Raw genomic sequence first — 20,662 nt, forward strand, 5'->3', positions numbered from 1 at the left:
TGGCGCCCCACGGCGGGCCAAGCGGGTGGCTAGCCGAGACGCGAGGACCTGCGCCAACGGTGGCATCGGCGTCGGATGTGACGTACTCCGCCGGTATCAGGTCTAGCTACGCGATCGTAAGTTACGGTACCGTAGCTTTATTGCTGGGCATCAGATTGTCCCGACTCGGGCGGACGCCACGGCCGCACCGCAAGCAGGAGCTTCCAAATGAGTAAGAAAACCACCGCGCTCAACGCCAGCGTCATCGATACCAGACGGCCCACCGTGGCGGGGGCCGACAGACACCCGGGCTGGCACGCGCTGCGCAAGATCGCGACGCGCATCACAACGCCATTGCTGCCCGATGACTATCTCCGACTGGCCAATCCGCTGTGGTCAGCGAGGGAATTGCGCGGTCGAATTCTCGAGGTGCGCCGGGAGACGGAGGATTCAGCCACCCTGGTCATCAAGCCGGGTTGGGGCTTTAGCTTCGACTATCAGCCGGGACAGTACATCGGCATCGGGCTGCTGGTCGACGGGCGCTGGCGCTGGCGTTCGTATTCGTTGACGTCGAGTCCGGCCACTAGAACGACGGGGATATCGGGCTCCGCCCGCACGGTGACCATCACCGTGAAGGCGATGCCGGAAGGGTTCCTGTCCACCCACCTGGTGGCCGGTGTCAAACCGGGGACCATCGTGCGGCTGGCCGCGCCCCAGGGCAACTTCGTGCTACCCGACCCGGCGCCGCAATCGATTCTGTTTCTCACCGCCGGATCTGGAATCACGCCGGTGATGTCAATGCTGCGGACGTTGGTGCGTCGCGACCAAATCACCGACATCGTGCACCTGCATTCGGCGCCCACTCAAGCCGACGTGATGTTTGGCGCGGAGCTGGCCGCACTGGCTCACGAGCATCCGGGCTACCGGTTGACGCTGCGCAAGACGCGCGATCAGGGGCGCCTCGACCTGTCCCGGCTCGGCGCCGAAGTGCCGGACTGGCACGAGCGCCAGACGTGGGCGTGCGGACCCGAAGTCATGCTCAATCAGGCCGAAAAGGTGTGGCACTCGGCCGGCTTAGACGACCACCTCCACCTGGAGCGATTCGCGATGTCCAAGGCGGCGCCCGCGGGTGCGGGTGGGACGATCACGTTTGCCCGCAGTAGCCGCAGCGTGCACGCCGATGCCGCGACGTCGGTAATGGACGCCGGCGAGGGCGCCGGTGTGCAGATGCCATTCGGTTGCCGCATGGGCATTTGTCAGTCGTGTGTGGTCGACCTGGTGCAAGGTCACGTCCGGGACCTGCGCACCGGGCAGGAACATGACCCCGGAAGCCGGGTTCAGACCTGCGTTAGCGCAGCATCCGGCGACTGTGTGATCGACATCTAAAGCTACCGGCTGGTAACCTACGGTTACGTAGCTTACGATAGCGTAGGTCAGGTATTGCTCCACGACCGCACAAGGCAGGGAGAAGGCGATGGCGATTACCGACGTCGACGCATTCGCACATCTGACGGACGCCGATATCGAGAGCCTGGCTGTGGAGCTCGATGCCATCCGCCAGGACATTGAAGATTCCCGTGGCGAGCGCGATGCGCGCTACATCCGGCGAACCATCGCCGCCCAGCGGGCGCTGGAGGTCGGCGGTCGGCTGCTGCTTGCCGCCAGTTCGCGGCGCTCCGCCTGGTGGGCCGGCACCGTGACTCTCGGCGTGGCCAAGATCGTCGAGAACATGGAGATCGGCCACAACGTCATGCACGGCCAGTGGGACTGGATGAACGACCCGGAAATTCACTCCTCCACGTGGGAGTGGGACATGACCGGCTCGTCGAAGCACTGGCGCTACACGCATAATTTCGTGCACCACAAGTACACCAACATCCTCGGCATGGACGACGACGTGGGCTACGGCATGTTGCGCGTCACTCGCGACCAACGCTGGAAGCGGTACAACATCTTCAACTTGGTGTGGAACACTCTGCTCGCGATCGCTTTCGAGTGGGGCGTTGCGTTGCAGCACTTGGAGATCGGCAAGTTCGTCAAGGGTCGATTGGATCGCGACACCGCCAAGGCCCGGATCCGCGAGTTCTCCGGCAAGGCCGGCCGCCAGGTGTTCAAGGACTATGTGGCGTTCCCGGCGTTGACCTCGTTGTCGCCGGGTGCGACCTACCGATCGGCGTTGACGGCCAACGCGGTGGCCAATGTGATCCGCAACGTGTGGTCGAATGCCGTGATTTTCTGCGGGCATTTCCCGGATGGCGCCGAGAAATTCACCAAGACGGACATGGTCGGTGAAACGAAGGGGCAGTGGTACCTACGACAGATGCTGGGCAGCGCCAACTTCGAGGCCGGGCCGGTGTTGCGGTTCATGAGCGGTAACCTGTGCCACCAGATCGAGCACCACCTGTACCCGGACCTGCCGAGCAACCGGCTGGCCGAGGCAGCGGTGCGGGTGCGTGCGGTCTGCGACAAATACGACCTGCCGTACACCACAGGTTCATTCCTGGTGCAGTACGGCAAGACGTGGCGCACTCTGGCCAAGCTTTCGCTGCCGAACAAGTACCTGCGTGAGAGTGCCGACAGCGCTCCGGAGACCCGCAGCGAGCGGATGTTCGCTCACCTTGAGATGAATTTCGCCGGCACCGATCCGGCGACCGGCCGCCGTCGCGGCCTCAAGACCGCGATTGCGACCGTGCGGAGCTGGCGGCGCAGCAAGCATGTTTCAGCGTTAAGAGATGGCGGCGCAAACGATTTGGTGGCTTGACCGACACGGTCAGGCTCGATCTCGAGGCGGGCCGGTTGGCTGGTAGCCGCAGCGCAGAGCGGCGTTTGCGATGTCCGACTCGATGTCGCGATCGGAAATGGAGCCAACCCGGAACGCGGGTCCGTACCCGCATATCGCGCGCGTCAGGTGAATGTGTGTTGAAATGCTCGCATTACCCGAGCAGCCTGCGAGGCCGTGGATTTAGCATCGTCTTGGCGTGCGGTTGCACAGCAGAAAGGTGAAAGGTGGCGATCACTGACGTCGACGTTTTCGCGCATCTGACGGACGCCGACATCGAAAACCTGGCTATTGAGCTGGGCGCGATACGCCAGGACGTGGAAGACTCGTTGGGCGAGCGGGATGCGCGCTATATCCGCCGCAGCATCATTTTGCAGCGCGCTCTGGAGGTCAGCGGCCGGCTGCTGCTCGCCGCCAGCTCGAAGCGATCCGCGTGGTGGACCGGCACGGTAACCCTCGCCACGGCCAAGATCATCGAGAACATGGAGATCGGCCACAACGTCATGCACGGGCAGTGGAACTGGATGAACGATCCGGAGATTCACTCCACGACGTGGGAGTGGGACATGGCTCCGACATCCTTGCACTGGCGCCACACCCACAACTTTGTACACCACAAGTACACCAACATCCTCGACATGGATCACGATGTCGGCTATGGCATGTTGCGTGTCACCCGCGACCAGCGCTGGAGATGGCGCGACATCTTGAACCTTCCCATCAACGCTCTGCTAGCGATCGGATTTGAGTGGGGCATAGCCCTGCGCCACTTGATGGTTCGCGACCTCTTCAAGGGCGATGTTGATCGCGAAGCGGCCAAGGTTCGGTTGCGGCAGTTCTCCGGCAAGGCCGGCCGTCAGCTGTTCAAGGACTATGTGGCGTTCCCGGCGTTGACCTCGTTGTCGCCGGGTGCGACCTACCGATCGGCGTTGACGGCCAACGCGGTGGCCAATGTGATCCGCAACGTGTGGTCGAATGCCGTGATTTTCTGCGGGCATTTCCCGGATGGCGCCGAGAAATTCACCAAGACGGACATGGTCGGTGAAACGAAGGGGCAGTGGTACCTACGACAGATGTTGGGCAGCGCCAACTTCGAGGCCGGGCCGGTGTTGCGGTTCATGAGCGGTAACCTGTGCCACCAGATCGAGCACCACCTGTACCCCGAGCTGCCGAGCAACCGACTGGCCGAGGTCGCGGTGCGGGTGCGTGCGGTCTGCGACAAATACGACCTGCCGTACACTACGGGCTCGTTTCCGATGCAGTACGCCAAGACGTGGCGGACACTGGCCAAGCTTTCGCTGCCGAACAAATTTCTGCGCGCCGACACCCACGACGCACCCGAGACGCGTAGCGAGGCGATGTTCGCTGTGTTGGAGCCGGGGTTCGCCGGCACCGATCCGGCGACCGGCCGTCGCCGCGGCCTGAAGACCGCGATTGCGGCGACGCGTGCCTGGCGGCGCGCCAGGCGGTCCGGGCGGATGCCGGTGTAGGGCGCCCGTCGGGACTCGGTGGGGGTGGCGCTGCCTCGCTACCCCAGCCGCTCGATGATGGTGGCATTGGCCATGCCGCCACCTTCACACATCGTCTGCAGCCCATAGCGCCCGCCGCGCTGCGCCAAAGCATTGACCAACGTGGTCATGATGCGGGCGCCGCTGGCTCCCAACGGGTGGCCGATAGCGATAGCGCCACCGTTGACATTGGTTTTCGCCAGCTCGGCCCCGACGTCTTGCGCCCAGGCCAGCACGACCGGCGCGAACGCTTCGTTCACCTCGAACAGGTCGATATCGGACAACTTCAAACCGGCCCGGCGCAGCACCTTCTCGGTGGCCGGGATGATCCCGGTCAGCATGTAGAGCGGGTCGGACCCGACCACGGTCGTGGTGTGAATGCGGGCCAGCGGGCGCAGCCCCAGCTTCTTGGCTACGTCGCTGCTGGTGATCAGGACCGCGGAGCTGCCGTCGGACAGCGGCGATGAATTGCCCGCGGTAATCGACCAATTGATCTGTGGGAACCGGGCTTTCATCGGATCGCTGTAGAACGCCGGTTGCAGCGCGGACAACGTGTCGACCGTCGTGCCGGGTCGGATGATTTCGTCGTGATCCAGCCCCGCGATCGCGATCAGCTCTTGGTCGAAGAGCCCGTCCTTGGTGGCCCGGGCGGCTTTGTCGTGACTGGCCGCGGCGAACTCGTCCAGCTGGGTGCGTGAGAATCCCCAGCGCGCCGCGATCAGCTCGGCGCTGATGCCCTGGGGCACCAGCCCTTCCGGGTAGCGGCGGGCCATATCCGCGCCGAATGGGTTGGACCCCGGCAGCACCGAGGCACCCATCGGCACCCGGCTCATCGATTCCACGCCGCCGGCGATCACCAGGTCGTAGGCGCCGGCCAGTACACCCTGGGCGGCAAAGCTGATGGCTTGCTGGCTGCTGCCGCACTGCCGGTCGATGGTGACGCCGGGCACCGACTCCGGGAGACCTGCGCCCAGGAGAGCGTTGCGCGCGATGTTGACCGCCTGGTCGCCGACCTGGGTCACCGCGCCGGCAATCACGTCATCGATCTGCGCCGGGTCCGCGCCGGTGCGTGCGACCAGTTCGCGCAGGCTGTGCGCTAGCAGGTCGGCGGGCAGCACATCGTGCAGTGCCCCGCCGGCCTTGCCTTTTCCGATCGGGGTACGGACAGCGCCGACTATGACGGCGTCGCGGTCCAGGGCCATGGCTCCTCCTTGAGCTGAGTATCTATCGCTATACCTAGCTATAACAGCTGGGTATACTCCATGCAACCTGGATCGGAGGGTGATCTTCATGACAATGCTGGAGGGCCCCCTGGCCGACCGCGACGGCTGGTCGGCGGTCGGCCAGTGCCCGATCGAACGGGCAATGGCGGTTGTGGGCACCAAATCCGCGATGCTCATCATGCGCGAGGCCTACTACGGCACCACCCGGTTTGACGACTTCGCCCGCCGTGTGGGCATCACCAAGGCCGCCACTTCGGCGCGGCTGGGTGAATTGGTGAATCTCAAATTGCTGGCCCGCCGCCCCTATCGGGAACCCGGGCAGCGCAGTCGCGATGAGTACGTGCTCACCGAGGCCGGCCTGGACTTCATGCCGGTGGTTTTCGCGCTGTTCCAGTGGGGGCAGCGGCACCTGCCGGGGGGCGACCGGCTTCACCTGACCCATCTGGGCTGTGGAGCCGACGCGCGGATTGAAATCCGTTGCGCGCACGGGCATCGAGTGCCCCCCGACGAACTCGGCATGCGGCTGGTTACGCCTCCTTGAGCACGGCGAGCAGTCCCCGGGCGGCGGTAACGCGCCGCGCGGCCGCACCGGACATGCCGTCCAGCGCGCACTCGGGGTCGGCCGGCGGCCCCATGTGCCCGCAACTGCGCGGACAGTCGCCGATCGCAACGGCCAGGTCGGAAAATGCCAACAGCACGTCGTGGGGCTCAATGTGGGCCAACCCGAACGAACGGATTCCGGGGGTGTCGATGACCCAGCCGGAGCCCGGGACCGCGCCGGACAGTGGCAGCGCCACCGACTGCGTCGAGGTGTGCCGGCCCCGGCCGATCTCGGTGACCTCGCCGACCGCCCGATCAGCTTCGGGAACAAGACGATTCACCAACGTCGACTTGCCGACTCCGGAATGTCCGAGCAGGACGGTGATCTCGCCGTCGAGCAAATCCGCCACCGCGAGCAGGGGATCGTCACGACCCGCGTTGACCACCTTGAGGTCCAGATCGACGAAGTGCTCGGCGAACGGCTGGGGCGGGGCCAGGTCGGTCTTGGTCAGGCACAGAATCGGCAGCAGGCCGCCCGCGTAGGCGGCGATTAACGCCCGCTCAACCAATCCGGTGCGCGGTGGTGGGTCGGCCAGCGCCACCACGATCAGCAATTGGTCGGCGTTGGCGACCACCACCCGTTCGGTGGGGTCGGTGTCATCGGCGGTGCGTCGCAACACAGTTCGTCGCGGCCCTCTGCGCACGATGCGGGCCAGCGTATCCGGGCGCCCGGATAGGTCGCCGACCACGTCGACAGCGTCGCCGACGACGATCGGCGTGCGCCCCAGTTCGCGCGCTCGCATGGCGATTATGCGACGATCTGGATCACCTTCCAGCACACATCCCCAGCGACCGCGGTCGACGCTGACCACCATGGCGGCCTCAGCGTCGGCATGCTCTGGCCGAGTCTTGGTCCGCGGTCGAGACCCCTTACCCGAGCGGACTTTGACGTCGGACTCGTCGTAGTCGCCTGGCCTCAACCGGACCCCTTGGCCATCTCGGCCCACAACCGTGGAAACTCCGGAAGCGTCTTCGTGGTGGCGCCGATGTCATCGACCACCACCCCGTCCACCCGCAGCCCGATGATGGCGCCCGCCATGGCCATCCGATGATCGGCATACGCTCGCCATATCCCGGGCCGCAACGGCGTTGCGGTGATCACCAGACCATCGGACGTTTCCTGGCAGCTGCCGCCCAAGCGGTTGATCTCGGTGCTCAGCGCGGCCAGCCGGTCGGTCTCATGGCCGCGCAGATGGGCGATGCCGGTCAGCCGGGACACCGAGTCAGGATCCGCTAACGCCGCCAGCGCTGCCACCGTTGGCGTGAGCTCTCCGACCGCACGCAGGTCGACATCGAAACCGCTACATACCGCCGGCCCCTGCACCTCGAGGTATGAATCATCCTGGGAAACAACAGCATTCAATGTTCGCAGGATCGCCACGATGTCATCGACCGGCTGGACGCTTTCCGCCGGCCAGCCGGTGATGCGCACGGTGCCGCCACTGACCACCGCTGCGGCCAAAAACGCTGCCGCGTTGGTGAGGTCTGGTTCTACGTCCCAATGGCGGGCCTTGACCGCGCCGGGGCGCACTCGCCAGCGATCGGGGACCGAATCGTCGACGTCGACGCCGGCCTGGCGCAGCATCGCCACCGTCATCGCGATGTGCGGCGCGGATGGCAGTGTCGACCCAGTGTGCCGCACCGTCAGGCCGTCGGTGAACGATGCCCCACACAGCAGCAGGCCCGACACAAATTGCGACGACGCCGATGCATCGATGGAAACGGTTCCGCCGGCGACCGAACCCGAGCCCCGAACTCGAAAAGGCAGGCCCGTCCCCTCGACGGGGACGCCCAGGGCACGCAGCGCATCCAACAGCGGCGCGATGGGGCGGGCCCGAGCCTGCTCATCACCGTCGAAGGTGACCGGGACCGAGCTCAGCGCCGCCAGCGGTGGAACAAACCGCAAGACCGTGCCGGCCAGGCCACAATCAACCCGGGCATCCGGGCCGGGGTCAATTCCGCCGTCGACCGCAAGCCGCGAACCGGTCCCGTCGACACGCAGGCCCAATGTCTGCAGGGCCCCGATCATCAGATCGGTATCGCGGCTGCGCAACGCTCCGGCGATGGTGGAGAGCCCCTGGTTTTGCGCCGCTGCCAGCGCCGCAAGCACCAGGGTGCGGTTGGTCTGCGATTTCGAGCCCGGCACGGTCACCGTCGCCCGCACCGGCGTCAGCGCAAATGGGGCCGGCCATCCCTCGATGCTGCTCACCGCTTCATCCTGCCGTGTCAGCGGCCGTCGTGGGTATTGGGCACCATGGGAGTCATGTGCGGACGGTTTGCAGTCACCACGGATCCGGCTCTGCTGGCCGAGAAGATCAAGGCCATCGATGAGGCCACCGGCACCGGGGCGAGTCCCGATGGCCCCAACTACAACGTGGCGCCCACCACCATGGTCGCGACCGTGGTGACCCGGCACAGCGAGCCGGACGATCAGCCCACTCGCCGCGTCCGGCTGATGCGCTGGGGCTTGATCCCGCCTTGGGTCAAGGCCGGACCGGACGGGACGCCGGGGGGCAAGGGTCCACTGCTGATCAATGCACGTGCCGACAAGGTCGCCACCTCACCGGCCTTCCGTGCGAGCGCGAAATCCAAGCGTTGCCTGGTGCCAATGGACGGCTATTACGAGTGGCGCGTCAACCGCGACCCGGCACCGCGCCGAAAGGCCGGCAAGACGCCGTTCTACCTGTATCGCAGCGATGGCCAGCCGCTGTTCGCGGCCGGGCTGTGGTCGGTGTGGAAACCTGCACCAGCTGCCGCCCCGCTGCTGAGCTGCACAATTATCACCACCGACGCGGTGGGCGAATTGGCCGAGATCCACGATCGGATGCCTCTGATGCTGGCCGAAAGCGACTGGGATGCCTGGCTAAACCCCGACGCTCCCTTGGATCAAGAGCTGCTCACTCATCCTCGGGATGCCCGCGACACCGCGCAGCGCCAGGTGTCGACGCTGGTCAACAGCGTGCGTAATAACGGGCCCGAGTTGCTGGAGCCAGTCGGGCCGCAACTGGAACAGATCACCGTGCTGTAGGCCGCGGCGCCACGGTTGGGCAGACGCCGCGGACGGGAGTCAGCGGGCTTCGCGCCCGGTAGTGACCGGAAGCGGCGGGTGCGCCGAGGTCCGCGCGGGGCCGGGCTGGGTCACCGAGTGCATCAGCGTGATGATCGCCGGCAGGAGCACGGGGAACAAAACAAGAGCCATCATTCCGGCTATGGTCAAGTACGGCATCATTTCATGGTCACCTTTCTGGAAGGAACGGTTCGGATTGGTTGAGATAGTTTGTGGTGCTGGATGGTTCGTTGGCGCGGCGCCGCGCTCCCGAAAAAGGTAGCGGCCAGTCCACGTTTTCGGATTGTTGCCAGTAGACGAAATGTGGACGCAGGTTTGTGCTCTGGAGACGAAAGAACCCCACTGGGCAACCGTCACCATTGGTAGCACCCGTCCAAAGACCACCTGGAGCACATCGTGACCGCCCTCAGCGCCCACCTCGTCGCATCGAAAGACCGACACCCAAACCGGATCGCGCTGCGCTGCGACGATTTGCGGTTGACTTTCTGGGAGTTCGATCGTGCCGCGGCGCGCGTGGCGACGCTGTTGGAACGGTCCGGGATTGAGCCCGGGGATCGGGTGGGCGTGATGCTGGCCAATACGCCAGCATTTGCCATCGCGCTGTACGGGATCTGGTACCGAGGGGCGGTCGCGGTGCCGATGAACCCGCTGCTGAAGGCTCGGGAGGTGACCTACTACCTGGCCAACAGCGGAGCCGCGGCGCTGTTCGCGACCCCCGCTTTTGCCGACGAGGCCACCGCGGGCGCCGCTGAGGTGAACGCGCGGTGCTGGGTTGTCGACGACGCCGAGTTGGCCGCACTGATCGACGATCTGCCCGCGCGACGGTCTCCGGAAGCTCGCGACGACGAGGACGTCGCGGTCATTCTGCACACATCCGGCACCACCGGGAAGCCCAAGGGAGCCATGCTCACTCACGGCAACCTCGGGTGCAACGCCGAGATCTGCGTTCGCACCCTGATCGAGATCGGGCCAGCCGACGTGGTGATGGGCTGTCTGCCGCTATTTCACGTCTTCGGCCTAAGTTGTGGCCTCAACGCGGCTGTACTTGCCGGTGCGACCCTGACACTCATGCCGCGGTTTGACCCACGTCGGGCATTTGAGGTGATCGCGCGGGACGCCGTCACGGTCTTCGAGGGCGTCCCGACGATGTATTCGGCGTTACTCGGCTTGGCGGACCAGACCGCTCCCACGGCGACGCAGACACTGCGCACGTGTGTTTCCGGCGGTGCTTCACTGCCTGTGCAAGTTTTCACCGACTTCGAAAAGACTTTTGGCTGCACCATTCTCGAGGGCTACGGTCTGTCGGAGAGTTCCGCGGCGGCTTCGTTCAACCACCCGCAACGGGTCCGCAAGGTGGGTTCCATCGGCACCCCGATCGCCGGCGTCGAGATGCGGGTGGTTGACCTGAACGGAGCTGAAGTTGCGCAAGGGGAGCGCGGCGAAATTCAGATTCGCGGCCACAACGTGATGAAGGGATATTGGAATCTACCTGACGCGACCAAAACCACGATCACACCCGATGGTTGGCTGACCACCGGTGATGTGGGACGCGTCGACGACGACGGATACTTCTACATCGTCGATCGCACAAAGGATCTCATCATTCGAGGCGGCTACAACGTCTATCCCCGCGAGATCGAAGAAGTGCTCTATGAGCACCCGGCTGTGGCCGAAGCCGCGGTCATCGGGGTGGCCCATGACTCCCTGGGAGAGGAAATCGGCGCCGCGGTTGCACTCAAAAAGGGCGTGACTGCGGAGCCCGATGAAATCCGCGACTACGTCAAGGCCCGCGTAGCCGCATACAAGTACCCGCGCCTCGTCTGGCTGGTCGATGCCCTGCCCAAGGGGCCCACTGGCAAGGTCGTCAAACGCGAAATCAGTCCCCCGACACCAGAAGTCGACCGCTAGCGGTGGCGTAAACGCCGCGGGTGGTGCTCAGGGCTGTTGATAACCCGGCGGGTTGACCTCTTCTACCCACAGGTCGACGCCCAGTTGGGCGCCCGGCACGCAGTCGTAGATCGAGAGGTCGGTGACGCCCGATTCCACCAGCACATCCTCACACAGTGCCGAGTTTCCCGTGTATTCGCGAGCGGGCTTGTTCAGGATCACGTAGGCCGCATCGGCATACACGTCAGGCTTGCGGGCACGGCTCATCGCCTCGTCGCCGCCAAGCAGGTTCTGCACCGCAGCTGTGGCGACCAGAGTGCGCGGCCACAGGGTGTTTGACGCGATGCCCTCGTCGCGCATCTCCTCGGCGATCCCCAGCGCACACAGCGTCATACCGAACTTGGCCATCATGTAAGCAGTGGGCTTGAGCCACTTCTTTTCCAGCGATATCGGTGGCGACAGCGTCAGGATGTGCGGGTTTTCCCGCCCCTTCATATGCGGGATACATGCCTGCGACACCGCATAGGTGCCGCGTACCTGGATGCCGTTCATGAGGTCGAAACGCTTCATCGGCACGTCGGTGATCGACCCGAGGTTGATGGCCGAGGCGTTGTTAACGCAGATATCGATGCCGCCGAACTGTTCCACGGTCTTCGATATTGCGGCACTGACGGAGTCCGGATCGCGCACATCCCCGACGATTGGCAGCGCCTGTCCGCCCGCTTCCTCGAGCTCTTTGGCCGCGGTGAACACCGTGCCAGGCAGCTTCGGGTGAGGCTCGGCGGTCTTGGCGATCAGCGCGACGTTGGCACCGTCCTGAGCGGCCCGTTTGGCGATCGCGAGGCCGATACCACGACTGGCTCCGGAGATGAACATGGTCTTGCCGTTAAGGGACATGGCGCCACACTAACGCCACCGTCGATCGGCGTGAACTGCGGGATCGGCGGTAATGCGCCCACCGCAAGACCCCACGGTGCGCCGATGACTGGGGACGGGAAATAGCACGTCCCTGCCAGCCGTTAACCGAAGCGGACACTTGTCGGTCGCGGCCTTTAGATTGAGAGGAGGGAGCCCGGTGTCAACTGCGGCGAGTCTATTGGACGACGAGCGGTTGGATGGTCTCCGAGCGGAGTCGGCGTCGGTACCGGCGCTGTCCGGTGATACCTCGACCGAAGGGATCGTGTTAAGCAAGATGGCTGATGACATCGATGGCGTGACCGGGTCGGAGGTTCCCGAGCCCAGGTCGCCCGAGGAGACCGACGCGCAACTGACGGCTCGCTTCGAGCGCGACGCGATACCCCTGCTGGACCAGTTGTATGGTGGCGCGCTGCGCATGACACGCAATCCCGCCGATGCCGAGGACCTGCTGCAAGAGACGATGGTGAAGGCATACGCGGGGTTCCGTTCCTTCCGGGAGGGCACCAACCTGAAGGCCTGGCTGTATCGGATCCTGACCAACACCTACATCAACAGCTATCGCAAAAAGCAACGGCAACCGGCGGAATATCCAACTGAAGAGATCACCGACTGGCAACTGGCGGCCAACGCCGAGCATTCCTCGACCGGGCTGCGTTCCGCCGAGGTCGAGGCCCTGGAGTTGTTGCCGGACGTGGAGATCAAAACGGCTCTGCAGTCATTGCCGGAAGAATTCCGCATGGCCGTCTATTACGCCGACGTCGAGGGTTTTCCATACAAGGAGATCGCCGAAATCATGGACACACCGATCGGGACGGTGATGTCGCGGCTGCACCGCGGCCGACGTCAGCTCCGCGCGCTGCTGGCAGATGTGGCCAAAGACCGGGGCTTTATCCGCGGTGAGCAGGCCCATGAGGAGGTGTCATCATGAGCGATTTTCCCAGCTCAACCGATTCGTACTCGGACAGCGAAGACTCCCACGGCTACCTGGGCTGTGCAGAGGTGATTGCCGAGGTATGGACCCTGCTTGACGGTGAGTGCACCCCGGAGAGTCGCCAAAAGCTGCGCGAGCACCTCGAGGCGTGCCCCGGATGTCTGAAGCATTACGGGCTCGAGGAGCGGATCAAACTGCTGATCGCGACCAAGTGCAAAGGGGAAAAGGCGCCGGAGGGCCTGCGCGAACGTCTACGGCTGGAGATCAGCCGGACCACCATCATCCGTGGTGGCCCGTGATGAGTGGTTAAGCGTTCGGCCGCTTGCCGTGGTTTGCCTTGCTGTGCTTGCGGTCGCGTTTCTTACGGCCACGCTTGGCCATGGGGGAACCTCCGTGTTTGGTCAGGGTGCGGGGCGGTTAGGGGCCGCGCGGTTGCAGCCAGTCTCTCACGTGTCCGGCGGTGTGGCCGCAGTAGGCCGCGCGCCGCAACAAGCCCACGGCCTTATGGTTCGATATACATGAGCCTGACGGAGGTTCGATGGATCAGCAATCAGCGTGCGCAATGGCCGAAGCGAGTGGGGTGAAGATGTCCGAGGATGTTCGAGCCGAGATCGTGGCCAGCGTGCTCGAAGTGGTGGTCAGTGAAGGCGACCAGGTCGGCAAGGGTGACATTGTGGTGCTGCTGGAATCGATGAAGATGGAGATTCCGGTCTTGGCGGAAGTCTCCGGCACGGTGAGCAAGGTGAGCGTGGCGGTGGGGGACGTCATTCAGGCCGGCGATCTCATTGCCGTGATCAGCTAGCGTTGATTCGTTCATACCCGCCATCCGGGAGCGACTCTGGAGTTATCTGATGTCCACTCTCGGTGATCTGCTGGCCGAACACACCGTATTGCCAGGCAATGCGGTCGACCACTTGCATGCGGTGGTGGGGGAGTGGCAGCTCCTTGCCGACTTGTCATTTGCCGACTATTTGATGTGGGTTCGCCGGGACGACGGCGCTCTGGTGTGTGTGGCGCAGTGCCGGCCGAATACCGCGCCGACAGTGTTGCAGGCCGACGCGGTGGCCGGAGTCGTCGCCGCCGCCAGCATGCCGCTGGTTGCCGAAGCCTTCGTGTCAGGCATGGCCAGGCGGGAAAGCGCTGCAGACCAACAGCATTCGGATCAACTTTCTGGTCCTACGATCGAGGCATCCCCGGTTCGGTACGGCGATCAGGTGGTGGCGGTGCTGACACAGCATCAAACCGCGGTCGCGGCCGAGCGCGCGTCCGGGCACCTGGAGACGGCCTACCGCGACTGCGCCGTCGACCTTCTGCAGATGTTGGCTGAGGGTACTTTTCCCGACGTCGCCGACGTGGCGATGTCACGTTCCACCCCGCGGGCGGGTGACGGCTTCATCCGTCTGGATGTCGACGGCGTGGTTGCGTACGCGAGCCCCAATGCGCTGTCGGCTTATCACCGGATGGGCCTGACCACCGACTTGGAGGGGCACAAGCTGGTCGAGGTAACCCGGCCGCTGATCTCGGATCCGTTTGAGGCCGAGGAGATGGCCGAGCATGTACGGGACTTGCTGAACGGCGGGCCGAGCATGCGCATGGAAGTCGATGCCGGTGGCGCCACTGTACTGTTGCGGACTTTGCCGCTGGTGGTGCATGGGTCCAGCGCCGGTGCCGCGATACTGATTCGTGACGTCACCGAGGTCAAGCGCCGGGACCGAGCGCTCATCTCCAAGGATGCGACGATCCGAGAAATCCACCATCGGGTAAAAAACAACCTGCAGACCGTGGCGGCGCTGCTGAGGCTGCAGGCCCGGCGGACCACTAATGCCGAAGGCCGGGAGGCCCTCATCGAGTCGGTGCGCCGAGTGTCGTCGATCGCGTTGGTCCATGATGCCTTGTCCATGTCGGTGGACGAGCAGGTAAATCTTGACGAGGTCATCGACCGGATCTTGCCGATCATGAACGATGTGGCATCGGTGGACAGGCCGATCCGGATCAATCGAGTTGGTCACCTCGGCGTGCTGGACTCCGACCGCGCCACAGCCCTGATCATGGTGATCACCGAGCTGGTGCAGAACGCTATTGAGCACGCGTTCGACCCGCGGGCACAGGAAGGCTCCGTGACGATTCGTGCGGAGCGTTCGGCACGTTGGCTCGACGTGGTGGTGCACGACGATGGACGCGGGCTGCCCGAAGGATTCAGCTTGGAAAAGTCGGACAGCCTGGGCCTGCAGATCGTGCGGACCTTGGTGTCTGCTGAACTCGACGGTTCGTTGGGAATGCGGCAGGCCCCAGAACGGGGTACCGACGTGGTGCTGCGGGTACCGATCGGTCGTCGGGGCCGGCTGCTGCTGTAATCCACCGCGCAACAGTACGGCCCCGACTTTGTCGGGGCCGTACAGCTACGTGCTACGTCTGTCAGACTCCGCTGCGGGCCTTCGTCCGGGCGTTGCGGCGCTTGAGCGCGCGTCGCTCGTCTTCGCTCATGCCTCCCCAGACGCCTGAGTCCTGACCAGTGTTCAAAGCCCAGCCAAGGCATTCCGTGGTTACCGGGCATCGATTGCAGACCAGTTTCGCGTCAGCGATCTGCGCGAGGGCCGGACCGCTGTTTCCTACCGGAAAGAACAGCTCCGGATCTTCGTCACGACAGACCGCCTTGTGGCGCCAATCCATTAGTCACTACTCCTCACTAAGTGCGCAGCACTGCGCACGGGCTATTTTCCTTGGCTGTTAACGCGTGCACAAGAAAGGTTTCCGTACCTCTACATGTCTCTCTGCATGCAACCTTTTGATCGTTTCACAGGCTCAACAGATGTCAATAGTGTTACGTAAGTGCGTGGGCTATCTCACGTCAATGATCTCTTACGAAAGCCCTTACTCAGTTGTACTACACTGCGGGCCCAAATTCCCCCCACATTTGCATCGCGAGCTTGTCACATCTTAGGTTCGCCCAGTTCACAGGTGCTTTTTTGGCGGCGGAGCGACGACTGCCAACGCGTCGGGAACCGCCCGAAACGTCATGGTTTGACGCACTCCTAGGTAGTCGCCGTCGAACTGACAGGCGGCTGGAGCGGCCGTGCTGGTAACACGCAGGCAAGATACGTCGTCGTCGGTGACGAGGTGCTTGAAGTTGAACTTCGGTCGTTTGGCGAACATCTGCCGCACGATCCGTAGGGTGTGGAAGGTCTTCATGGTGGTCAGGGCAAACAACCCGAGTCCCGTCTCGAAGGTGCAGTCCGGATTGGTCCATATGGGCTTGTTGTTTGCGAAGGTCCAGGGACTTGAGTTGGACACGAAGACGAAGCTGACTCCCGGAATCGGTTCGCGGCCCGGAAGTTCCAGCGTAAGTGTGGGTTCGCGGCGCGTGTAGCGCAACAGGGTGGGTGCGGCCGTCCGAATGTATCGTCCGGCGGTAACTTTGCCGCCTTTGTCGCGTTCGGCCTCCACCGCGGCGACCACCTCGGCGTCGATGCCCATGCCAGTGTTAAATACCGCCCAGCGTTCACCGCAATCGATGAGTCCGATTTGGCGCCACTGAGGCCGCCGGCGGTAGTCGTCGAGCAGCTGGATTAGCTGGTTGGTGGCCGCGATGGGGTCGCGCGCGATACCCAGTGACCTGGCCAGCACGTTGGCTGAACCACCAGGTACCACGGCCACGGCAGGTATCCGGCCCGCGGTCGGCGAGCCAGGGCGGCCCAACATGCCGTTGACTACTCCACTGACCGTCCCGTCCCCGCCGTGCACGACAACAAGATCCACCCCGGCGGCGACGGCCGCGTGCCCAAGTTCGGCGCCGTGACCGCGGTGTTTGGTGTGCTCAACGGTGAGTTGGAGGCGACTTTTGAGCGCGTGCGCGACCAGGTCTCGGGCGGCCGGTGTGATGGAAGTGGCGGTGGGGTTGACGATCAACACGGCACGCATGGTTCATGAGCGTAGGCCGTGCGACGATGCGGGCCGGGTTGGGCCGTTGAGGAGGGCGGCAATTGGGGTAGGCCGTGCGACGATGCGGGCCGGGTTGGGACACTGTGGAACGGTGTTGTCACATTGGCCACTTTGGCCTCTGCCAGGGGCGATGTGCGTTGTGCCCGCCTAGGAGCGACAACGACTGAGCCACGGCGGAATCTGTCGGAATGCCGATGGTTGTCGCGCAAAGGCGGGCAAAAAGTGTGCCGCCCGGGGGAGGGACGCATGTGACGGCTGCATCCCGTGTGATTGTCTGGGTGGGGTGGGTCGCTCGATGAGCGTCAACGAACAGGCAGCGCAACGGTTCACCGCGCCATGGCTACGCTGATCTGGTGACCGCTCGCGCCCCGACCACCGTGCGCCGTGCCGGATTGATTGTTGCGGTTCAAGGCGTGGCGGCGCTGGTGATGGCCGCGGTGTTGACGGTGCGGGGGCTTGCGGGTGCCGATCAGCGTGTGGTCAGCGGTCTCGGTACCGCAGTGTGGTTTGTTCTCGTCGGCAGCGGGGTCCTGGCCGGCGGCTGCGCTCTGGTGGCTGGCAAGCGTTGGGGACGCGGACTGGCCGTGGTCACCCAGCTGTTGCTACTGCCCGTGGCGTGGTACCTGACGGTCAGCTCGAACCGCCCGGCGTTCGGCATACCGGTGGGCATCTTGGCGCTGGCGGTGCTGGTAATGCTGTTCAGCCCGCAGTCCGTGCGCTGGGCCGCCGGCGATGATCAGCGCGGCCCGGCCAGCGCGGCCAACTCCGGGCCGGACACCCGATAGGTCGTCCACTCCGTCTGCGGCTGACCGCCGACGCTGTCGTAGACGGCGATGGCATCGCGGTTCCAGTTCAATACCGACCAGGCCAGCCGGGTGTAGCCGTTGGTAAGACATTCATCAGCCAGGGTTGCTAGCAACCCACGGGCCAAACCCCGGCGGCGAAACTGGGGCCGCACATAGAGGTCCTCCAAATAAATCCCGGCGACGCCGTCCCAGGTGGAGAAGCTAAGGAACCACAAAGCCATGGCCGCGATCTGACCATCGCTCTCGACGACGTGTCCTCGTACCGTTGGCGAAGGGCCGAAAAGCGCTGCTGACATTAGCTTTTCAGTCACGGTGCATTGATCGGCAGCTCGCTCGAACTTGGCGAGTTCGTGGATCATGGCGGTAATTTCGGCGATATCTTCAGGTGTTGCGACGCGGATATTGTCGGTCACTGCTCCACTCCCAAGGCATTCAGTATTGTGGCGAATTTTGTTGTGGTTTCGTCGACCTCGTCATCGGGATTGGATTCGGCGACGATTCCGCCGCCAGCGTGGGCGAGCGCGGTGCGACGATCGGCTGATAGGTGGGCACCACGTATAGATACCACCCAATCACCGTCCCCCCGCGCGTCACACCAACCGACGGTGCCCGCGTAGAAGCCGCGGTCGCCTTCGAGCGCAGCGATCAGTTCGGTGGCGGCGGTCGTCGGCACACCGCCGACCGCAGGCGTCGGATGTAGCGCGACCGCCAGATCGAGGGCCGTCGTCGAGGTGTCGCGCAGTCGCGCGGTCACCGGCGTGCACAGGTGCCAAACCGCTGCGGTGCTGGTCAATCTGGGCTCTGCAGCAATTTCGAGGTCGTCGCATAGGGGTTCCAGGGCGGCGCGCAGTGCGTCGATGACCAATTGATGCTCGTGACGGTTCTTGGCCGAGCCGGCCAGCGCCGCTGCGTTGGCGGCGTCGACGTCGGCGTTGGCGGCGCGGGGTGCCGAGCCGGCGAAGGGCTGGCAAGTGACTCGGTCGCCGAGTCGGGCGACGAGCAGTTCTGGGCTGGCGCCCACGAGGGTTGCCCCCACATAGTCGTCGCCGGCGGCGCTCAGGTCCACGAGGTACCCGTATGAGGTGGGATCGGCAGCTACCAGTCTGCGCACGATGACGCGAGCGTCCAGCGGCGCATCGGCGGTCAGCTGCAAGGCGCGAGCCAGCACCACTTTGCTCAGCGAATTGTCAGCTGCGGCAAGTTGTTCCCGCGCCTGGCTGATTCGGGCGCGGTGCTGGGCCGGGGGCGGCACGGCGGCGCTGATGCGCACCCTGGGCAGTGGGTCGGTTCGCCAGTTGGGCAGGCTGTCCATGCGCTGCACCGTCGTCGGCACCATCAAGGCGGCGGGTCTATGAACATCGAAAGGTAACGCCCCCAACAGCATTGGTGCTTTCCCGGCGCGCAAAGCGGCTCGCGCCGCCGGCACATCGCCGTATTGCTTGCACACACCGCTGGCAACCAGATTTCCTCTGGGCCCGAGCAGCGCGAAGGGTGGTTCGCTGGGGCTCAATTGGCCGGATGCCCTTTCATTCCGAGCGCGCTCAGTTGGCGCAACCCGTGCTCGAACCCGCAGATGGCGATCGACGCGGTGGGCATGAAGAAGCGGGTGCCTTCGACCAGCGGCAATTCGACCCAACGGGTGATCACGGCCCGGGAAAAGTGACTATGACCGACGATTACCACATCGCGGGAGGTCATGTGCTCCAACGCAATGTCGACTGCTCGGTCGGCGCGCTCGCTGACTTGCGCGACGGATTCCCCGTCCGGGCAGCCATGCGTCCAGACCAGCCAATCCGGCTCGAATTCGCGAATCTGTGGGGTAGTTAGGCCTTCGTATGCACCGTAGTCCCATTCAGCAACCAGCTCAGAGACCTCGTCCACCTTCAGGCCGGCTAATTCGGCGGTGGCTAGGGTCCGCTTGCGCGGGCTGCTGATCACCAGCGGGCTGTCGAGGTCGAGTTCGTTTAGCGCCCGGCCGGCCAGCTCCGCTTGCGCTCGGCCGTCCTCGGTCAACGCGATATCGGTTCGCCCGGTGTGCTTACCCGATTCCGACCACTCCGTATCGCCGTGTCGGAGCAAAATCAGTTGGTGATTGTGCACGCCCATGTCGACCGATTGTGCCCGACGACATGCCGGGCCAGTTGCCCCAGCCACAATGCCGGGCACATGCCAGGATGGCACTGTGACGGAGATCCGGGTACTGGCGGTGGCCAACCAGAAGGGTGGGGTGGCCAAGACAACAACGGTCGCCTCGCTCGGTGCGGCGATGGTGGACAAGGGACGGCGAGTGCTGCTTGTCGATCTGGATCCGCAGGGTTGTTTGACTTTCTCGCTGGGCCACGATCCGGACAAACTCGCGGTTTCTGTGCACGAGGTGCTGCTCGGGGAAGTCGAGCCCAACGCCGCGCTGGTGTCGACGATGGAGGGCATGACGCTGCTTCCCGCCAACATCGACTTGGCCGGGGCCGAGGCGATGTTGTTGATGCGGGCCGGTCGGGAATATGCGCTGAAACGAGCGTTGGCCAAACTCTCGGACCAGTTCGATGTCGTCATCATCGATTGCCCACCGTCGCTGGGTGTGCTCACACTCAATGGGCTGACCGCCGCCGACGAGGTGATCGTTCCGTTGCAGTGTGAGACTCTCGCGCACCGCGGTGTCGGGCAGTTCTTGCGCACGATCGCCGATGTGCAGCAGATCACCAACCCGCAACTGCGAATGTTGGGCGCCTTGCCCACGCTGTACGACCCTCGTACCACGCACACCCGTGACGTGCTGCTCGACGTCGCCGATCGCTACGACCTGCCGGTGCTGGCGCCGCCGATCCCGCGCACGGTGCGATTCGCCGAAGCCAGCGCTTCGGGCTCCTCGGTGATGGCCGGGCGTAAGAACAAGGGCGCGATCGCTTATCGGGAATTGGCGCAGGCGCTGCTTAAGCACTGGAAATCCGGCAAGGCACTGCCTACCTTCGCGGTAGAGGCTTAACCGGGGTCGGCGAGATTCGGATTCTCGGCGTTGCCGCGCCGT

General features: G+C 64.4%; 23 protein-coding genes. 12 read left to right on the forward strand and 11 right to left on the reverse strand.

What is annotated here, in order from left to right; genetic code table 11:
- Nucleotides 1–207: 207 nt before the first annotated feature.
- The 3 genes from MB901379_RS05835 (at nt 208) to MB901379_RS05845 (ending at nt 4,248) form a co-directional block, all read left to right on the forward strand.
- Nucleotides 208–1,365 carry a ferredoxin reductase gene (locus MB901379_RS05835; protein WP_158015767.1) on the forward strand — a complete coding sequence of 386 codons (1,158 nt, stop codon included), beginning with the start codon at nt 208–210 and terminating at the stop codon, nt 1,363–1,365.
- Nucleotides 1,366–1,453: 88 nt separating this feature from the next.
- Complete coding sequence (locus tag MB901379_RS05840) at nt 1,454–2,740, forward strand: fatty acid desaturase family protein (RefSeq protein WP_158015768.1); 1,287 nt, start codon at nt 1,454–1,456, stop codon at nt 2,738–2,740.
- Between the two features lie 245 nt (nt 2,741–2,985).
- Nucleotides 2,986–4,248: a fatty acid desaturase family protein gene (locus MB901379_RS05845; RefSeq protein WP_158015769.1), complete on the forward strand. Its 1,263-nt coding sequence runs from the start codon at nt 2,986–2,988 to the stop codon at nt 4,246–4,248.
- Nucleotides 4,249–4,286: 38 nt separating this feature from the next.
- On the opposite strand, the gene MB901379_RS05850 is transcribed toward MB901379_RS05845, so the two are convergent.
- Nucleotides 4,287–5,468, reverse strand: coding sequence for a thiolase family protein (locus tag MB901379_RS05850; protein ID WP_158015770.1), 1,182 nt, complete (start codon nt 5,466–5,468; stop codon nt 4,287–4,289).
- 88 nt (nt 5,469–5,556) lie between these two features.
- On the opposite strand from MB901379_RS05850, the gene MB901379_RS05855 reads away from it, so the two are divergent.
- On the forward strand, nt 5,557–6,030 hold the full coding sequence (locus tag MB901379_RS05855) for a winged helix-turn-helix transcriptional regulator (protein ID WP_158015771.1): 474 nt from the start codon (nt 5,557–5,559) through the stop codon (nt 6,028–6,030).
- Here MB901379_RS05855 and rsgA read toward each other — a convergent pair.
- Together rsgA and aroA are read right to left on the reverse strand one after the other, a co-directional pair.
- Nucleotides 6,017–7,009, reverse strand: a complete 993-nt coding sequence (gene rsgA / locus MB901379_RS05860) for a ribosome small subunit-dependent GTPase A (protein WP_158015772.1) — start codon at nt 7,007–7,009, stop codon at nt 6,017–6,019. The two genes, MB901379_RS05855 and rsgA, sit on opposite strands and share 14 nt — an antisense overlap.
- Entirely contained in the window at nt 7,006–8,289 is a 1,284-nt protein-coding gene (gene aroA / locus MB901379_RS05865; protein WP_158018977.1) for a 3-phosphoshikimate 1-carboxyvinyltransferase, read from the reverse strand. The genes rsgA and aroA overlap by 4 nt, the downstream gene beginning before the upstream one ends.
- 63 nt (nt 8,290–8,352) lie before the next feature.
- Between aroA and MB901379_RS05870 the strand changes: the two genes are divergently transcribed.
- Entirely contained in the window at nt 8,353–9,117 is a 765-nt protein-coding gene (locus MB901379_RS05870) for an SOS response-associated peptidase (protein ID WP_174236992.1), read from the forward strand.
- 39 nt (nt 9,118–9,156) lie between these two features.
- Here MB901379_RS05870 and MB901379_RS05875 read toward each other — a convergent pair whose 3' ends face one another.
- The gene (locus MB901379_RS05875; RefSeq protein ID WP_232021997.1) at nt 9,157–9,549 is read right to left on the reverse strand and encodes a hypothetical protein; all 393 of its coding nucleotides are present in this window, start codon (nt 9,547–9,549) and stop codon (nt 9,157–9,159) included.
- A gap of 3 nt (nt 9,550–9,552) precedes the next feature.
- On the opposite strand from MB901379_RS05875, the gene MB901379_RS05880 reads away from it, so the two are divergent.
- Nucleotides 9,553–11,064, forward strand: coding sequence for a long-chain-fatty-acid--CoA ligase (locus MB901379_RS05880; RefSeq protein WP_158015775.1), 1,512 nt, complete (start codon nt 9,553–9,555; stop codon nt 11,062–11,064).
- Nucleotides 11,065–11,091: 27 nt separating this feature from the next.
- Here MB901379_RS05880 and MB901379_RS05885 read toward each other — a convergent pair whose 3' ends face one another.
- Nucleotides 11,092–11,940, reverse strand: a complete 849-nt coding sequence (locus MB901379_RS05885; protein WP_158015776.1) for an SDR family oxidoreductase — start codon at nt 11,938–11,940, stop codon at nt 11,092–11,094.
- A gap of 295 nt (nt 11,941–12,235) precedes the next feature.
- On the opposite strand from MB901379_RS05885, the gene MB901379_RS05890 reads away from it, so the two are divergent.
- Both MB901379_RS05890 and rsrA read left to right on the forward strand, forming a co-directional pair.
- Nucleotides 12,236–12,889, forward strand: coding sequence for a sigma-70 family RNA polymerase sigma factor (locus MB901379_RS05890; protein WP_162334445.1), 654 nt, complete (start codon nt 12,236–12,238; stop codon nt 12,887–12,889).
- A complete protein-coding gene (gene rsrA, locus MB901379_RS05895; RefSeq protein ID WP_158015778.1) occupies nt 12,886–13,191 on the forward strand; it encodes a mycothiol system anti-sigma-R factor in 306 nt (101 codons plus the stop codon). Before MB901379_RS05890 ends, rsrA begins: the two co-directional genes overlap by 4 nt.
- Nucleotides 13,192–13,198: 7 nt before the next feature.
- Here the strand turns inward: rsrA and MB901379_RS25255 are convergent, their stop codons facing one another.
- Nucleotides 13,199–13,273, reverse strand: coding sequence for a 50S ribosomal protein bL37 (locus MB901379_RS25255; protein ID WP_011728008.1), 75 nt, complete (start codon nt 13,271–13,273; stop codon nt 13,199–13,201).
- A gap of 205 nt (nt 13,274–13,478) precedes the next feature.
- Here MB901379_RS25255 and MB901379_RS05905 point away from each other — a divergent pair, with 205 nt between their 5' ends.
- Together MB901379_RS05905 and MB901379_RS05910 are read left to right on the forward strand one after the other, a co-directional pair.
- Nucleotides 13,479–13,694, forward strand: a complete 216-nt coding sequence (locus tag MB901379_RS05905; RefSeq protein WP_158018978.1) for a biotin/lipoyl-binding carrier protein — start codon at nt 13,479–13,481, stop codon at nt 13,692–13,694.
- A 49-nt stretch (nt 13,695–13,743) separates the two neighbouring features.
- The gene (locus MB901379_RS05910; protein WP_158015779.1) at nt 13,744–15,246 is read left to right on the forward strand and encodes a sensor histidine kinase; all 1,503 of its coding nucleotides are present in this window, start codon (nt 13,744–13,746) and stop codon (nt 15,244–15,246) included.
- A gap of 61 nt (nt 15,247–15,307) precedes the next feature.
- Here the strand turns inward: MB901379_RS05910 and whiB1 are convergent, their stop codons facing one another.
- Nucleotides 15,308–15,562 carry a transcriptional regulator WhiB1 gene (gene whiB1, locus MB901379_RS05915; protein ID WP_003874607.1) on the reverse strand — a complete coding sequence of 85 codons (255 nt, stop codon included), beginning with the start codon at nt 15,560–15,562 and terminating at the stop codon, nt 15,308–15,310.
- A gap of 282 nt (nt 15,563–15,844) precedes the next feature.
- A complete protein-coding gene (locus tag MB901379_RS05920; protein ID WP_158015780.1) occupies nt 15,845–16,810 on the reverse strand; it encodes a diacylglycerol/lipid kinase family protein in 966 nt (321 codons plus the stop codon).
- A 374-nt stretch (nt 16,811–17,184) separates the two neighbouring features.
- On the opposite strand from MB901379_RS05920, the gene MB901379_RS05925 reads away from it, so the two are divergent.
- Nucleotides 17,185–17,616 carry a hypothetical protein gene (locus tag MB901379_RS05925; protein ID WP_158015781.1) on the forward strand — a complete coding sequence of 144 codons (432 nt, stop codon included), beginning with the start codon at nt 17,185–17,187 and terminating at the stop codon, nt 17,614–17,616.
- On the opposite strand, the gene MB901379_RS05930 is transcribed toward MB901379_RS05925, so the two are convergent.
- The 3 genes from MB901379_RS05930 to MB901379_RS05940 are packed head-to-tail and all read right to left on the reverse strand — an operon-like array spanning nt 17,568 to nt 19,743.
- Nucleotides 17,568–18,050 carry a GNAT family N-acetyltransferase gene (locus tag MB901379_RS05930; RefSeq protein WP_158015782.1) on the reverse strand — a complete coding sequence of 161 codons (483 nt, stop codon included), beginning with the start codon at nt 18,048–18,050 and terminating at the stop codon, nt 17,568–17,570. The two genes, MB901379_RS05925 and MB901379_RS05930, sit on opposite strands and share 49 nt — an antisense overlap.
- On the reverse strand, nt 18,047–19,147 hold the full coding sequence (locus tag MB901379_RS05935; protein WP_158015783.1) for an isochorismate synthase: 1,101 nt from the start codon (nt 19,145–19,147) through the stop codon (nt 18,047–18,049). Before MB901379_RS05935 ends, MB901379_RS05930 begins: the two co-directional genes overlap by 4 nt.
- A complete protein-coding gene (locus MB901379_RS05940; RefSeq protein ID WP_158015784.1) occupies nt 19,144–19,743 on the reverse strand; it encodes an acid phosphatase in 600 nt (199 codons plus the stop codon). Before MB901379_RS05940 ends, MB901379_RS05935 begins: the two co-directional genes overlap by 4 nt.
- 76 nt (nt 19,744–19,819) lie before the next feature.
- Between MB901379_RS05940 and MB901379_RS05945 the strand changes: the two genes are divergently transcribed.
- Nucleotides 19,820–20,620 carry a ParA family protein gene (locus MB901379_RS05945; protein WP_158015785.1) on the forward strand — a complete coding sequence of 267 codons (801 nt, stop codon included), beginning with the start codon at nt 19,820–19,822 and terminating at the stop codon, nt 20,618–20,620.
- Nucleotides 20,621–20,662 lie beyond the last annotated feature (42 nt).

The sequence above is a fragment of the Mycobacterium basiliense genome (genome assembly GCF_900292015.1).
In the GTDB taxonomy this organism is placed as follows: domain Bacteria; phylum Actinomycetota; class Actinomycetes; order Mycobacteriales; family Mycobacteriaceae; genus Mycobacterium; species Mycobacterium basiliense.

Excerpts from the sequence above, each read along its gene's own strand:
- MB901379_RS05850 (WP_158015770.1), bottom strand. The coding sequence starts at position 5,468 with ATGGCCCTGGACCGCGACGCCGTCATAGTCGGCGCTGTCCGTACCCCG.
- MB901379_RS05890 (WP_162334445.1), top strand. The coding sequence starts at position 12,236 with ATGGCTGATGACATCGATGGCGTGACCGGGTCGGAGGTTCCCGAGCCC.
- MB901379_RS05870 (WP_174236992.1), top strand. The coding sequence starts at position 8,353 with ATGTGCGGACGGTTTGCAGTCACCACGGATCCGGCTCTGCTGGCCGAG.
- MB901379_RS05905 (WP_158018978.1), top strand. The coding sequence starts at position 13,479 with ATGTCCGAGGATGTTCGAGCCGAGATCGTGGCCAGCGTGCTCGAAGTG.
- rsrA (WP_158015778.1), top strand. The coding sequence starts at position 12,886 with ATGAGCGATTTTCCCAGCTCAACCGATTCGTACTCGGACAGCGAAGAC.
- whiB1 (WP_003874607.1), bottom strand. The coding sequence starts at position 15,562 with ATGGATTGGCGCCACAAGGCGGTCTGTCGTGACGAAGATCCGGAGCTG.
- MB901379_RS05835 (WP_158015767.1), top strand. The coding sequence starts at position 208 with ATGAGTAAGAAAACCACCGCGCTCAACGCCAGCGTCATCGATACCAGA.
- MB901379_RS05910 (WP_158015779.1), top strand. The coding sequence starts at position 13,744 with ATGTCCACTCTCGGTGATCTGCTGGCCGAACACACCGTATTGCCAGGC.
- MB901379_RS05920 (WP_158015780.1), bottom strand. The coding sequence starts at position 16,810 with ATGCGTGCCGTGTTGATCGTCAACCCCACCGCCACTTCCATCACACCG.
- MB901379_RS05855 (WP_158015771.1), top strand. The coding sequence starts at position 5,557 with ATGACAATGCTGGAGGGCCCCCTGGCCGACCGCGACGGCTGGTCGGCG.
- MB901379_RS05885 (WP_158015776.1), bottom strand. The coding sequence starts at position 11,940 with ATGTCCCTTAACGGCAAGACCATGTTCATCTCCGGAGCCAGTCGTGGT.
- MB901379_RS05940 (WP_158015784.1), bottom strand. The coding sequence starts at position 19,743 with ATGGGCGTGCACAATCACCAACTGATTTTGCTCCGACACGGCGATACG.
- MB901379_RS05840 (WP_158015768.1), top strand. The coding sequence starts at position 1,454 with ATGGCGATTACCGACGTCGACGCATTCGCACATCTGACGGACGCCGAT.